General features: G+C 64.7%; 19 protein-coding genes. 14 read left to right on the top strand and 5 right to left on the bottom strand.

What is annotated here, in order from left to right; genetic code table 11:
* Positions 1–25 precede the first annotated feature (25 nt).
* Positions 26–1,606 carry an AMP-binding protein gene (locus CWS35_RS05075; RefSeq protein WP_100951116.1) on the bottom strand — a complete coding sequence of 527 codons (1,581 nt, stop codon included), beginning with the start codon at positions 1,604–1,606 and terminating at the stop codon, positions 26–28.
* Positions 1,607–1,743: 137 nt separating this feature from the next.
* On the bottom strand, positions 1,744–2,163 hold the full coding sequence (locus tag CWS35_RS05070) for a VOC family protein (protein ID WP_100951114.1): 420 nt from the start codon (positions 2,161–2,163) through the stop codon (positions 1,744–1,746).
* 217 nt (positions 2,164–2,380) lie between these two features.
* On the opposite strand from CWS35_RS05070, the gene CWS35_RS05065 reads away from it, so the two are divergent.
* The 14 genes from CWS35_RS05065 (at position 2,381) to CWS35_RS05005 (ending at position 11,888) form a co-directional block, all read left to right on the top strand.
* Complete coding sequence (locus tag CWS35_RS05065) at positions 2,381–3,352, top strand: tripartite tricarboxylate transporter substrate binding protein (protein WP_024584537.1); 972 nt, start codon at positions 2,381–2,383, stop codon at positions 3,350–3,352.
* A 165-nt stretch (positions 3,353–3,517) separates the two neighbouring features.
* Positions 3,518–3,802, top strand: a complete 285-nt coding sequence (locus CWS35_RS05060; RefSeq protein ID WP_024584536.1) for a DUF3551 domain-containing protein — start codon at positions 3,518–3,520, stop codon at positions 3,800–3,802.
* A gap of 120 nt (positions 3,803–3,922) precedes the next feature.
* Positions 3,923–4,399 carry a helix-turn-helix transcriptional regulator gene (locus tag CWS35_RS05055; protein WP_100951112.1) on the top strand — a complete coding sequence of 159 codons (477 nt, stop codon included), beginning with the start codon at positions 3,923–3,925 and terminating at the stop codon, positions 4,397–4,399.
* Entirely contained in the window at positions 4,399–4,746 is a 348-nt protein-coding gene (locus tag CWS35_RS05050) for an SRPBCC domain-containing protein (RefSeq protein WP_024584534.1), read from the top strand. Before CWS35_RS05055 ends, CWS35_RS05050 begins: the two co-directional genes overlap by 1 nt.
* A gap of 18 nt (positions 4,747–4,764) precedes the next feature.
* Entirely contained in the window at positions 4,765–5,502 is a 738-nt protein-coding gene (locus tag CWS35_RS05045) for a thioredoxin family protein (protein WP_100951110.1), read from the top strand.
* Between the two features lie 156 nt (positions 5,503–5,658).
* Complete coding sequence (locus CWS35_RS05040; RefSeq protein WP_100956042.1) at positions 5,659–6,018, top strand: DUF1428 domain-containing protein; 360 nt, start codon at positions 5,659–5,661, stop codon at positions 6,016–6,018.
* Positions 6,019–6,146: 128 nt separating this feature from the next.
* A complete protein-coding gene (locus CWS35_RS05035) occupies positions 6,147–6,764 on the top strand; it encodes a hypothetical protein (protein WP_024584531.1) in 618 nt (205 codons plus the stop codon).
* On the top strand, positions 6,751–7,152 hold the full coding sequence (locus tag CWS35_RS05030; RefSeq protein WP_245438879.1) for a transcriptional regulator: 402 nt from the start codon (positions 6,751–6,753) through the stop codon (positions 7,150–7,152). Before CWS35_RS05035 ends, CWS35_RS05030 begins: the two co-directional genes overlap by 14 nt.
* 30 nt (positions 7,153–7,182) lie before the next feature.
* Complete coding sequence (locus CWS35_RS05025) at positions 7,183–7,923, top strand: di-trans,poly-cis-decaprenylcistransferase (protein ID WP_100951107.1); 741 nt, start codon at positions 7,183–7,185, stop codon at positions 7,921–7,923.
* A 112-nt stretch (positions 7,924–8,035) separates the two neighbouring features.
* The gene (bchE, locus tag CWS35_RS05020) at positions 8,036–9,562 is read left to right on the top strand and encodes a magnesium-protoporphyrin IX monomethyl ester anaerobic oxidative cyclase (protein ID WP_100951105.1); all 1,527 of its coding nucleotides are present in this window, start codon (positions 8,036–8,038) and stop codon (positions 9,560–9,562) included.
* A 123-nt stretch (positions 9,563–9,685) separates the two neighbouring features.
* Positions 9,686–10,096, top strand: coding sequence for an aminoacyl-tRNA deacylase (locus CWS35_RS05015; protein WP_245438878.1), 411 nt, complete (start codon positions 9,686–9,688; stop codon positions 10,094–10,096).
* 54 nt (positions 10,097–10,150) lie between these two features.
* Positions 10,151–10,306, top strand: coding sequence for a response regulator (locus CWS35_RS05010; protein ID WP_168200196.1), 156 nt, complete (start codon positions 10,151–10,153; stop codon positions 10,304–10,306).
* A gap of 142 nt (positions 10,307–10,448) precedes the next feature.
* Positions 10,449–10,598, top strand: a complete 150-nt coding sequence (locus CWS35_RS38805; protein WP_157817076.1) for a hypothetical protein — start codon at positions 10,449–10,451, stop codon at positions 10,596–10,598.
* 66 nt (positions 10,599–10,664) lie between these two features.
* Positions 10,665–11,888, top strand: coding sequence for a threonine ammonia-lyase (locus CWS35_RS05005; protein WP_024584525.1), 1,224 nt, complete (start codon positions 10,665–10,667; stop codon positions 11,886–11,888).
* Positions 11,889–12,057: 169 nt separating this feature from the next.
* On the opposite strand, the gene CWS35_RS05000 is transcribed toward CWS35_RS05005, so the two are convergent.
* From CWS35_RS05000 to CWS35_RS04990, 3 genes are read right to left on the bottom strand one after another with little or no spacing between them, the layout of a single operon-like run.
* Positions 12,058–12,570: a DUF1697 domain-containing protein gene (locus CWS35_RS05000; protein WP_100951101.1), complete on the bottom strand. Its 513-nt coding sequence runs from the start codon at positions 12,568–12,570 to the stop codon at positions 12,058–12,060.
* A gap of 7 nt (positions 12,571–12,577) precedes the next feature.
* Positions 12,578–13,219, bottom strand: coding sequence for a glutathione S-transferase family protein (locus tag CWS35_RS04995; protein WP_024584523.1), 642 nt, complete (start codon positions 13,217–13,219; stop codon positions 12,578–12,580).
* A 10-nt stretch (positions 13,220–13,229) separates the two neighbouring features.
* Entirely contained in the window at positions 13,230–13,532 is a 303-nt protein-coding gene (locus CWS35_RS04990; protein WP_035637036.1) for a hypothetical protein, read from the bottom strand.
* Between the last annotated feature and the right edge of the window lie 88 nt (positions 13,533–13,620).

Genomic DNA, 13,620 nt, shown 5'->3' with positions numbered 1-13,620 from the left:
CTTCGCTCGCAATGACGAGCAGGTCCTATTCCAGCATCTTGCGCAACTCCGCCTTCGCGACCTTCTCCAGCGTCGAGCGCGGCATCTCGTCGACGAAGCGGATCTCCCGCGGCACCTTGAAGTCGGCGAGCGCCGAGCGGCAGGCGGTCATGACCTTGTCGTGCAGGTCGGCCGGCAAGGCCGTGACGCCGGCCTGCGGGATGATGAAGACGACCGGCACCTCGTCGAGCATCGGATGCTTCTTCGCGACCACCGCGGCCTCGCGCACGCCCGGCACCACGGCGATCACCTGCTCGATCTCGGAGGCCGCGACGTTCTCGCCGCCGACCTTCAGCATGTCCTTGGAGCGGTCGCCGAACTTGATATAGCCGCGCTCCAGCATCGTGACGCGGTCGCCGGTGATGAAATAACCGTGCTCGTCGAAGCTCTCGCGCGTCGCCTTGTCGTTGTGCAGATACTCGGCGAACAACGACTGGCCGGGAATGCCCTTGATCAGGAGATTGCCGGTCTCGCCGACGCCGGTCGCGGTGCCGTCATCACTGGTGATGCGGATTTCGTATTCCGGCGCGGCGCGGCCGATCGACATCGGCGTGTTCGGCTGGTCGACCTCGCCGATGATGCCGTGGGTGATGGTCTCGGTCATACCCCACCAGCCGATGATCTTGATGCCGAACACGGCGAATGGCGGCGGCTCGTTCACGGCGGTGCCCCAAAGCCGGAACTTGTGATCCTTCGGGACCTCGTGCTCCAGCAGCGCCTTCATGCAGAACGGAATCGTCGAGGTCCAGGTCGAGCCGTGTTCGAGCGCCACCGGCCAGAACCGGCTCGCCGAGAAGCGCGGCTGGATCACGCAGGTCGCCCCGACCCACAGGCTCGCCAGCATCGAATAGGCCAGCGCGTTGGTGTGGAACAGCGGCAGATAGGTCTGGTGCACGTCCGTCGCATGCAGGTCCTGGTGCGCGGCGTTGATCTTGGCGCCCCACAGCGCGTTGGCATGGGTCCACAGCACCGCCTTCGGCCGTGACGTGGTGCCGGAGGTGTATTGCACGCTGCACGGTGCGAGCGGATCGATCGGGCGCTTCGGCCGGTCGGCGCTGTCGGCGAACAGCGAATCGAAGCTATCGCCGCGCGCGGTCGGCTGTGCCGGGGCCTGCCCGGCATCGTGCGAGGTCACCGCGATCCAGCGCAGCCCCTTGCAGTTGGCTGCGATCAGTTCAGCATAGGCCGGCTGGGTGATCGCGGCGACCGCGCCGCAATGGCCGGCAAAATATTCGATCTCGGCCGCGGCCGAGCGGGTGTTGGTGGTGACGGCGATCGCGCCGAGCTCGACACAGGCAAACCACGACATGATCGCCTCGATGCAATTGTCGAGATGGATCAGGACATAGTCGCCTTGCCGGATGCCGCGCTTGGCAAGCCCTGCGGCCAGCGCGCCGACACGCTCATGAAATTCGCCATAGCTCCAGCGCCGCGCCGGCGCATCGAACGGGGCCCAGATCAGGAATGGATGATCGCGGCGCACCTCGGCGCGCATCCGCAGCAACCACGGCACGTCGAGCCCCGCGAACGGTCCGACGATGCCGGGCACTGCTTTTGAACTGGTCATGTGTCCTCCCGCGCGGCTTTGCCGGCCGCGATTGGTCTTGGTTGGGAGCAGTTCTGCCATCGGTGTGCGCCGAGAGCAAATCGGAAGCGTAGCGATGGAGCAATCCGTTCCGTCGCGCGGAAGACGTGGCGCGGAAGCTACTTCGCGCCATCCTCGTACGACGAAATCTCGATCAGGCTGCCGTCGGGATCGCGGCAGTAGACCGATCGCAGCGTGCCGCGCGCGCCCTGCTTGGCGACCGGGCCTTCCTCGATCTTGACGCCATTGGCTTTCAGATGCGCAACCACCTGCTCCGGTGTGCTCGAGGTGAGGAAGCAGAGGTCGTCGCTGCCGGCCGCCTCGTGATCGGCGGTGAACCACTCCACCTTGTCGGCATCGCGCGGCCGCACATTGATCTTCTGGTTGCCGAACACAAGCGAGGTGCGCGGTGTCTTGCCCTTGCCGGGATCGAACACCTTCACTTCCATGCCGAGAATCCTGCTGTACCAGGCAACAGAGCGCACGACATCGGTGACGTTGATCACGAGATGGTCGAGCCCATTCACCTTGACGGACATGATCGATCCTCTTCGGTCCAGAGCGTTTTCCAGCGAAGTGGACACCGGTTCGCGTGAAGAAAACGCGTCATAACGAGATTGCAGCTTAGTCTTTCGTCGCGGTCGGTGGCGTACGTGTCGCACTGGCCGCTCCAGACATTGTTTGTTAAAACCGCGCCGCACGCAACGCAACAGAAACGGGCAGGGGAGCAAACCCTGCTGGATCGGGAGAGACTTCATGATTTCACGCCGCACTGCGCTGGGCCTGATCGGGTCGGGGATTTCGACATTCGCGATCGGCCGCGCATCCGCAGCCGATTATCCGGCGCGGCCGGTGCGCTGGATCGTGGGCTATCCGCCGGGCGGCGCCACCGACATCATCGCGCGCCTGATCGGGCAGCGGCTGTCGGAAAAGCTCGGGCAGCAATTCGTGATCGAGAACAAGCCGGGCGCCGGCAACAATATCGGCACCGAGGCTGCGATCAACGCCGAGCCGGACGGCTACACCGTGCTGCTGGTCAATCCGGCGAACTACATCAACGCTTCGCTCTATGCCAATCTGAAGTTCAACTTCGTGCGCGACGTCGCGCCGGTTGCCTCCTTCAACCGCGTGCCGAACGTGATGACGGTGAACAAGGACGTTCCGGCGAAGAACGTCGCCGAGTTCATCGAATACGTGAAGGCCAATCCCGGCAAGGTGAACATGGCCTCGTCCGGCAACGGCACCTCGGTGCATCTCTCCGGCGAGATGTTCATGTCGATGACCGGCTGCAAGATGCAGCATGTGCCGTATCGCGGCGCGGCGCCCGCGATCACCGACATGCTCGGCGGTCAGGTGCAGGTGATCTTCGACAACATGCCCTCGATCATCCAGCACATCCGTTCCGGCTCGCTGCGCGCGCTCGGCGTGACGACGACGGAGCGCTCCTCGCAACTGCCCGACGTGCCGGCGATCGCCGAGACCGTGAAGGGCTATGAGGCCAGCGCGCTGTTCGGCATGGGCGCGCCGAAGAACACACCGAAGGAGCTGGTCGCCAAGCTCAACGGCGAGATCAACGCCGTGCTCGCCGAACCGGACATGCGCAAGCGCCTGGTCGAGCTCGGCGGCGACTCGCTGATCCAGACGCCGGACGCCTTCGGCAACGACATCAAGGCCGAGACCGACAAGTGGAAGAAGGTGGTCGAGTTCGCCGGCCTCAAGGTCGAGTAGGTCTCGAGCTGAATGCGCAAGACAAGTCCGGCGCGCGCGGGCTTGTCTTGCGCCCGGCTGCAAAATTGACCGGCTTGAAGCCGAATAGGGTAGCAATCGGGAACCTAACCCGGTATGCCGCGCTTGAGTGACGGCGATACCCTGAGAGTCGGAGCGGGTTGGATCATGCGCACATGGCGATTGGCAGTGCTTGTCCTGGGAACGATGACGCTTGCCGGTGCGGCGGGCATCACGCCGGCCGCCGCCGATTATGACTATCCGTGGTGCGCACAGGGGCCGGACCTCGGCTATCCCGGCGAATGCGCCTATCAGACCTTCGAGCAATGCCAGGCCAGCGTGTCGGGGCGGTATCTCGCTTGCGGTGAAAACCCGCGCTTCCTGTTTCGCCAGCCACCGCCGCCGTCGCCGCGCCGTGATCATCGCCGGCACCGGACGGTCTATCCCGACTAGGTCCCACCACAGCACGACGGTTGCCAGCGGCCACGACATCGATCGTCGCCCTGCCCCATCCTGACGCGATCGTGAAGCCGCGCGCTTGACGCGGCGCGGTTTGCGCTTATAGTAAACCGTATGGTTAAGTATCAAGACGAAGCGCTGGACCGCACCTTTGCCGCGCTGTCCGATCCCACCCGCCGCGCGCTGCTGGCGCGGCTCGGCGAGCAGGACGGCCTGTCGGTGAGCGAGCTGGCGCAGCCATTCGCGATGTCGTTGCCCGCGATCATGAAGCATCTCGACGTACTCACGGATGCGGGTCTCGTCGCGCGCGAGAAGACCGGACGCACGGTGGCCTGCCGGCTCACTGCCAGGCCGATGGAGCAGGCGATGAACTGGCTCAATCGCTATGCGCAATTCTGGTCCGACAATCTCGACCGCCTTGCAGCTTTTGTGGAGGAAGACCCATGGTCAGTAAACCGGCCGAAAAATCCGCAGCCGCAGCCGATCTTGCCGCTCGCCCAGAGTCCGCGCGGCCAAGCCTCACCCTCACGCGGCATCTCCGCGCGCGGCCGGAAAAAGTCTACGCCGCGTGGATCGAGCCGGAAAACCTAGTGCACTGGTTCGGTCCCGGCGAGCTCAAGCCCGGCACGACACAGGCCGAACTCGACGTCCGCGTCGGCGGACGCTACCGGATCAGATTCACCGGGATGAGCGGCGAACATCACGAGGTCGGCGGCGTCTATCGCGAGGTGGTGCCGAACGAAAGACTGGTGTTCAGCTGGGCCTGGCACTCGACCCCCGAGCGCGAGTCCGAGGTGACGGTGTCGATCAAGCCGGACGCCGGCGGCACGCTGCTCACCTTCCATCACGCCCAGTTCACAGACGAAACCGCGCGCGACAACCACAGGCGCGGCTGGAGCGAATCCCTCGGCAACCTGCAACAATATGTCGACGCCTGATCTGCAAAGGAGCATCTCATGCAACAGCACAAGATCGTTTCGCGCGACGAGTGGATCGCAGCCCGCAAGGCACTGATGGCCAGCGAGAAGGAGCTCACCCAGGCCCGCGAAGCGGTGAGCCGGCAGCGCCGCGAATTGCCCTGGGTCAAGGTCGACAAGGACTATGTGTTCGATGGGCCTGAAGGCAAGGTGAGGCTCGGCGATCTCTTCAGGGGCAGGCCGCAGCTCGTGGTGCAGCACGTGATGTTCGCACCCGAATGGGACGCGGCATGCAAGAGCTGCTCGTTCTGGGTCGATGGTTTCGAGCGCATGGTGCCGCACCTGGCCGCGCGCGACACCACGATGGTCGCGATCTCGCGGGCGCCGCTGGCCAAGCTCGAGGCGTTCAAGCAGCGGATGGGCTGGACCTTCGACTGGGTGTCGTCGGGCGCCAACGACTTCAACTACGATTATGCGGTCACCTTCTCGCCTGAGCAGCTGAAGTCCGGCGCGACGCTCTACAATTACGGCACCACGCCGTTCGGCAGTGAGGAGGCCCCGGGCGTCAGCGTGTTCTATCGCGACCAGGACGGCGCGATCTTCCACACTTATTCGACCTATTCGCGCGGCCTCGACATGATGAATGCGGCCTATCACTATCTCGACCTGACGCCACTCGGCCGCCACGAGGAGGGGTTGCCCTATCCGATGGATTGGGTGCGGCTACGTGACCAGTACCAACCGGCGCCGGTTCAGGCATCCTGCTGTCACAGCTGACGCGCAACGCGTCATGCGCGGTCATTGCGAGCCATCCGTCGCGCCAATGCGCGTCCGATGACAGGTTCAGCGAAGCAATCCGTTGCGCTGCAAGCGCAGGATTGCTTCGTTGCTTCGCCCTTCGCAGTGACGACCAAATGGAACAGGGAAGCCCAAATGCCTTACGTCGATGGTTTCGTCGTCGCGGTGCCGAAGAAGAAACTCAAAGCCTATGCTCAGCTCTCGAAGAAGGCCGGCAAGGTCTGGCGCGAATATGGCGCGCTGGATTATCGCGAATGGGTCGCCGACGACGTCAAGCGGGGCAAGCTGACGTCGTTTCCGCAAAGCGTGAAGCTGAAGCCGGGCGAAACCGTCGTGTTCGCCTGGATCACCTACAAGTCGCGCGCCCAGCGCGACCGGATCAACGCCAAGGTGATGGCCGATCCTCGTCTGTCACCGACGATGAACCCGAACACCGTGCCGTTCGACGTCAAGCGGATGATCTATGGCGGCTTCGCCAGCCTGGTGAAGGTGTGAGGCGGCACGCTTCCGCCGCAATTCGCGCAGTAACCGTCCATTAAGCATCCCGCGCGGCGACCAGCGCGATGGCGCTTGCCTTTACTTGGTAATCCCGTATACTTTGCAATACAAAGTTCGGGCGAATCATGCGCGACCTCGACAAGGCGTTGGCCGACATCCTCGCGATCCGCAATCAGATTGCGGCAGGAACCGCGTTCCGCGGCTATGGTCCGGCGACCGTCGCCGCCACCAGCGGCATCGCATTCGTCACCGCGCTCGCCCAACATCTCTGGCTTGCCGATCCGACCGGCCATCCGATCGCGTTCCTCGCGGGCTGGGCGGCGGCCGCCCTGCTGTCGGCGGTGCTTATCTGGATCGAAATGCAGGCGCGTTCGCGGCGGCATCATTCCGGCCTTGCCGACGCCATGGTGCAACAGGCGATCGAGCAGTTCGTGCCGGCTGCTATCGCCGGCGTGCTGCTGGCGATCCTGCAATGGAAATTCGCGCCGGAGACGCTGTGGATGCTGCCCGGCCTGTGGCAGGTGCTGGTCAGCCTCGGCGTGTTCGCCTCGGTCCGGCTGCTGCCGCGCACGATCGCGCTCGGTGGCGCTTGGTATTTCCTGTCGGGCTTCACGGTGCTGCTGATCGCAAGCCAGAGCCACGCGCTGTCGCCCTGGACCATGGGACTGCCGTTCGCGATCGGCCAGTTGCTGCTCGCGGCACTGTTGTATTTCGCATCCGGAGACAATGATGCCGAAGACTGACGTGACCACCGCGCCATTCGCCTATGATGGCCTCGACCGCGTCATCCATGAGAAGGCGCGGCTCGGACTGTTGACCTCGTTGATGGCGCATCCGAAGGGGCTCGCCTTCGCCGATCTCAAGCAGCTCTGCGGGCTGACCGACGGTAATCTCAGCCGGCATTTGCAGGTGTTGCAGGAGGCCGGCCTCGTCGACGTCATCAAGGGCTATGAAGGCAATCGCCCACACACCAGCTGCCGGTTGACCAAGAGCGGCCGCCGCCGCTTCCTCGATTATCTCGCCGTGCTCGAGCAATTGGTCCGCGATGCGGCCAAGGCTGCCGGCACCGCCGAAAAGACCGCCGGCAAGGACGACGGAACGTCCGGCCGGTTCGGTATCCAGCCGATTTGATCATCCCGTTTTTTGACCGGAGACTTTGTAATGCAAAGTAATGTCGCACTCGAGCCGGTGGCCGCCGCGCGGCTGCATGTCGGCATCATCATGGACGGCAATGGCCGTTGGGCGACGCGGCGCGGCCTGTCGCGGCTGCGCGGCCACGAGGCCGGCGTCGAGGCGATCCGCCGCATCGTCGAAGCCGCGCCGGACCAGGGCGTCGGCACGCTGACGCTCTATGCGTTCTCGAGCGACAATTGGCGTCGTCCGAAGGCAGAAGTCACCGCGCTGATGGGGCTGCTGCGGTTCTATCTCGCCAACGAGATCGCCGCACTGGTGCGCAATGGCGTCCGCCTCACCGTGATCGGCCGCCGCGACCGCTTGCCCGACGGCATTGCCAACGCGATCGGGCGCGCCGAGGCCGCGACCGCCGACGGCACCACGCTGCATCTGCGCATTGCGATCGACTATTCGGCGCGCGATGCGATCCTGAACGCCGCGGCGCGCGCCGCCGGTGCCGGTCAGTTGAGCCGTGAGAGCTTCGCTGACCTGATCACCGGCGAAGTCGGCCTGCGCGATGTCGACCTGATCATCCGCACCTCGGGCGAGAAGCGGCTGTCGGACTTCCTGCTCTGGGAAGGCGCCTATGCCGAGCTGCATTTCACCGAGCGGATGTGGCCCGAGTTCGATGCCCACGATCTCGCCGACGCGCTCGCCTCCTTCCATCGTCGCGAGCGCCGCTTCGGCGGGCTGACCGCGATCGCGCCGGCGGAGGTTGCGAATCTCTAGCGCGGCAGGCCGCGCCTTCCATTCTCTTCCAAAGCCCGGCCGGGGGGTTGGGCTCTCCATCACAAGATGCGGGGACGAACGATCACGCCAACCAAAGCGGGAGCGATCATCCATGCGCATACTTCTCATCAACGTGCCGCATCCGGCAATCGGCAGCCGGATTCCCGACGACCATCTGCCGCCGCTCGGCCTGCTGTCGATCGGTGGTCCCCTGATCGACGACGGTCACGACGTTGCTCTCGTCGATGCCGAGTTCGGGCCGATGCCGCTCACGGCCATCGTGGCGGAAGCATCGCGATTTTCACCTGATGCCGTCCTGTTCGGTCATTCCGGTTCGACCTCGGGCCATCCTGTCATCACCGAGGTGGCGCAGGCGATCGTCAAGGCCCTGCCGAACGTGCGGATCGTCTATGGCGGCGTGTTTCCGACCTATCACTGGCGCGACATCCTGCGCGAGGAGCGTTACGTCACCGCGATCGTGCGCGGCGAAGGCGAGGAGACCGCGCGCCAACTGATGCGGGCATTGGAGACCGGCGGCGATCTCCGCATCATCAACGGCATCGCATTCCGCGACGATTATGGGCCGCGCGTCACGCCGCCCGCGCCCGTGATCCGCGACCTCGATGCCTATCGGATCGGCTGGGAATTGATCGACCACGCGCGCTACAGCTATTGGGGCGGGCTGCGGGCCGTCGTCGTGCAGTTCTCGCGCGGCTGTCCGCATCTCTGCAACTACTGCGGCCAACGCGGCTTCTGGACGCGATGGCGGCACCGCGATCCCGTGCGCTTCGCCAGCGAGCTGGCGCGGCTGCACCGCGAGCACGGCGTCAAGGTGATCAACTTCGCCGACGAGAATCCGACCGTCTCGAAGAAAGCCTGGCGGACCTTCCTCGAGGCGCTGATCGCGGAGAATGTCGATCTGATCCTGGTCGGATCGACTCGCGCCGACGATATCGTCCGCGATGCCGACATTCTGCATCTCTACAAGAAGGCCGGCTGGCAGCGCTTCCTGCTCGGCATGGAGAACACCGACGAGAAGACGCTGGAGCTGATCCGCAAGGGCGCCACCACCACGACGGACCGCGAGGCTATCAGGCTGATGCGCCAACACGGCATCCTGTCGATGGCGACCTGGGTGGTCGGCTTCGAGGAGGAGACCGATCGCGATCACTGGCGCGGCCTGCGGCAGTTGCTCTCCTACGATCCGGATCAGATCCAGATGCTCTACGTCACGCCGCATCGCTGGACGCCGTATTTCCGTCTCGCGGCAGAGCGACGCGTGATCCAGACCGATCGCAGACTCTGGGACTACAAGCATCAGGTGCTCGCGACCCGGTACATGCCGCCATGGCGCGTGCTGCTCTGGTTCAAGTTCACCGAGATGGTGCTGCAATGCCGGCCGAAGGCCCTGCTGCGCGTGCTGCTGCATCGCGACGCCGGGCTGCGGCATGCGATGCGCTGGTACACGCAGATGGGACGCCGGGTCTGGCCGCACGAAATTCTCGGCTTCCTGCGCGACCGCAGGCTGAAGGACGGCCCGACGGTGCGGGAGTTCTGGGGCGCGCCGCAGGATGGCGAAGAGGAATCGATGTCGTCGCATCGGCCCGAGCGCCACGTCGGATCGTCCCGCGCGGCGTAAGTTCATACCGTCATTCCGGCTCTGGATAACTGGCGCTGATGACTGGACGTCGGAGTCATCAGCGCGATAATTTCCAGATCGGCTGCGCAGAACAAAAAGAACCGTGGCGGTCGAGGCTTCGAGTTGAGCATACAGATTGCGATTCTAAAAATATTGGCCAGTCACGTCAGCGGAAGAGCCACACTCGACTCACTGAAGCACGACCTTGCTATCCTCTCATCGAGCGGCGACGATTGGCATGCGCGGATCAAGCGCCTGGCGTCGCGGGTTCCCGAACTCGACATCTTCGGTAACGGCTATTTGCTGCGTGACGTCGAAGGTTGGGAGATCACACCGGCCGGACGCGCGTTCCTTGCCGCGCTCGAGGCCGTCACGCAGGACAATCTGCCGCCCGCACCATCGGCCGAAACTCCGGTTCGCGCCGAGGGCACGTTGATCGTGGTCGGTCACCGCTTCCGGAACCGGACGCGGCCACAGCCCGATCCCGAGCAGAGCGTCACGGTGCGCCGCCAGCCGTCCCGCGAGCCGCGTTGAACCTCACAGCATTGTACGCGACCTAACTTCGGGACGTGGTTCTGGAGGTCGCGAATGACTGCCTTGGCTCAATCGATTGCGCGTGCGTTTCCTGCCAATTCGCTTCGGAGCAATGTCGTCCGGCATCTCCTGCTGCTGGCCTCGGCCGTGGTGTTCGTCGCGATTCTCAGGGCCAGCTATGGTCTCGACCTCAGTGTCGCCTTCTTCTGAAGCATGATCCGCAAACGCGTGAAGCGGCTTCCGGCGCGACAAATTTTCCGCTCGCAAGTCATATTAGGTTAACCGGACCGGGCTAGCTAAGCGCACGCTTTCCTCGACGCTTTCCTTGCATCTCGAACCGGGCCGATCTTCCATGGATAAGCCGATGCGCTGCCAGTGCGGCAGGACGCGAACCATTGTGCTCGACAAGCATTTCCGTACCGCGCTGGTATGCCTGAAATGCGATGACGTCGAGCAGGCCGCGCCGGCCAAGCCGGCGGAACAGGTGTTGACCGCGCGATAGCGCGGTCGTCTTCGGCATCGAAACCCGCTAGGTTCCGTCTCACGAAACGGTCCAAAGCGAAACCAGATGCCGCATCCTTCCAATCCGCCTGCCGTCACCCTCGCCGACGTGCGCCGTGCCGCCGATGTCATCAAGGGCGCGGTCATGGTCACGGCGTGCAACGAGAGCCGCACGCTCGGCGAGATTTGCGGCTGCCGCCTGTTCCTCAAATTCGAGAACCTGCAATTCACCGCGACCTTCAAGGAGCGCGGGGCGCTGAATCGCCTGCAGGCGCTCTCGCCGGACGAGCGCAAGCGCGGCGTGATCGCGATGTCGGCCGGCAATCATGCCCAGGGCGTAGCCTATCACGCCAAGCGGCTCGGTATCCCGGCCACCATCGTGATGCCGGTCGGCACCCCGATGGTGAAGATCGAGAACACCCGGCGGCACGGCGCCGAGGTCATCATCACCGGTCAGACGCTGGAGGAGTGCTTCGCGTTCGTCAGCACGCATGCCGCGCAGCGCGGCCTGATCCTGATCCACCCCTATGACGATCCGCTGATCATCGCCGGCCAGGGCACGATCGGGCTCGAGATGCTCGAAGCCGTGCCGGAGCTCGACATCCTGGTGGTGCCGATCGGCGGTGGCGGGTTGATCTCCGGCATCGCCACGGCCGCCAAGGCGCTGAAGCCGTCGTTGCAGATCGTCGGCGTGCAGGCCCAGCTCTATCCCTCGATGTACAATGCCGTCCGTGGCGAGCAGCTGCCGATGCGCGGCGACACGCTTGCCGAAGGCATCGCGGTCAAGGCACCCGGGCAGATCACGACGACGATCGTCCGAGAACTCGTCGACGATATTCTGCTGGTCAGCGAGGACCAGATCGAGCGCGCGGTCGCGACCCTGATCTCGATCGAGAAGACCGTGGTCGAGGGCGCCGGCGCCGCGGGCTTGGCCGCGGTGCTTGCCGCACCCGAGCGCTTTGCTGGCCGCAATGTCGGCCTGGTGCTGACCGGCGGCAATATCGACACCAGGCTGATCGCCTCGGTCCTGACCCGCGAGCTCGCGCGCGAGGGACGGCTGACCCAGCTCGCGCTCGACATCATCGACCGGCCCGGACAGCTCGCGGCGGTGTCGATCCTGCTTGCCGATGCCGGTGCCAACATCATCGAGGTCTCGCATCAGCGCACCTTCTCCGATCTGCCGGCCAAGGCGACGCTGCTCGAGCTCGTGATTGAAACCCGCGACCGCGCTCACCTTGAGGCCGTGCTGGCCAGGCTCGGTGCCGAAGGATTTGTCGTGCACGAGCGCTAGCCGGCGCAGTACCTATCCGCGCGCCGAAGCACCTGAGCCGTCATTCTGAGGTGCGAGCCTTGCAGCGCTGGGCGAGCCTCGAAGGATGTACGGCCACCGGCGGGGCCGTCGATCCTTCGAGACGCCTGCTGCGCAGGCTCCTCAGGATGACGGGCTTTGAGGCAACTGGCTAGTCACCTGCCGCCAACTCGGCGAGCTTCGCGATGGTGTTGATATTGCGCGCTGTGCCGCTCGCGGCGGCGGCGATCTTCAGCTTGGAGCGACCCATGCCGCCGCCAAAGGCGACGTAGATCTCGCGTTTGCCGAGCCGCACCTGCTCGTCCTGCTGGCCCTTGATATCCTTCAAGGCATCCTTGGGCGGCGGCGCGTCGAGGAAGATCGCGACCGTCAAATTCGGCGGCTCCTTCGGGAACGGATTGGCTTTCAGCACCGCGGCGATCTCGTCCGCGCTCCTGACGATGACGCCGACCGGCTTGCCGGCATAGGCGTGCAGCCGCTGCTCCAGCGCGGCCTTGACCTTGGCCGCGCCGAGCTTCGAGGAGAACACGACGTTGCCGCTTGCGATGTAGGTCTGCACGTCGGCGAACCCTTCGGCGACGCACATCGCCTTCAGCTCCGGCATCGGCAGCTTGCCGGTGCCGCCGACATTGACTGCTCGCAACAGGGCGACATAGCGCGGCATCACGGCCTCACGTCAGCAGCAGCGCCATGCCCGGATCGCCCTTCTGCATCGCGCGCTGATAGGCCGGGCGCGCGGCGATGCGGCCGAGATAGTTCCTGATGTTGGGGCAGCGGCCGAGGTCATAGGGCAGGAAGTAGCGCATGGTCGTGAGCGAGAAGCCGATCATGATGTCGGCGGTGGTGAATTCGTCGCCTGCGAGATAGCGCGCGTCGCGCACCCGGGCCTCGATCAGATCGAACGAGCGGTCGACCCGTGCCCGGGTCGCCACCAGCATCGGATTGTCGGCCGCGAGGTTGAGGCGGTTCAGGATCATGCTGCGGCCCATCTGCGCCTGTAGCGTGCCGTTGGCGAAGTGGAACCAGTACAGGAACGGTGCGAAATCAGGATGATCGGACTTCAGCGTCAGGCGTCCATCGCCGTACCTGGCGACGATATACTCGACGACAGCGGCGGATTCGGCGAGCACCAGATCGCCATCGGTGATGACGGGCGCGGCGCCGATCGGGTGCAGCGCCTTGTAGTCGGCCGGCGCGAGGATCGTGACCGGATCGCGCGCATAGCATTTCAGCTCGTAGGGAATCTCCAGCTCCTCGCACAGCCAGACGATCCGCTCCGATTGTGACTTGCCGAGATGGTGAACCGTGAGCATGCGCGCTCCTTCAGGCATCTGCCTTCTTCTTTGGCGGCTTGGCCGGCGGCGGTTCTTCCATCGCCTTCTTCATGGCCCGGGCATAGGCGTCGGCGGCGTTCTCGGCCGAGTTCTGCAACCGCTTGGCGGTCGCGGTCGCGTTCAGCATGGTGCTCTTGGCGAGGAAGCGGAAGCGCGCCTTGGTCTCCTTGTCCTTGGCTTTGGCCGCGCGCGCAACCCAGACGGCCTGGCGCTTCTTGGCCGCCGCCATCACGGCCTTGGTCTGGGTTCTTGCGGTTTGCCGGATGACGGCGTCGAGGTCGGCTTCGGCCATTCAGATACACTCATTGACTGGACATGCGCCGGACGGGCGCAGGGAGGGAAGGGAGCTATCACTAGCGCAACCGGTGCCATTTGAACAT

The organism is Bradyrhizobium sp. SK17 (genome assembly GCF_002831585.1).
In the GTDB taxonomy this organism is placed as follows: domain Bacteria; phylum Pseudomonadota; class Alphaproteobacteria; order Rhizobiales; family Xanthobacteraceae; genus Bradyrhizobium.
The sequence above is the reverse complement of the archived record's forward strand: the minus strand, read 5'-3'. Positions and strand labels throughout refer to the sequence as shown.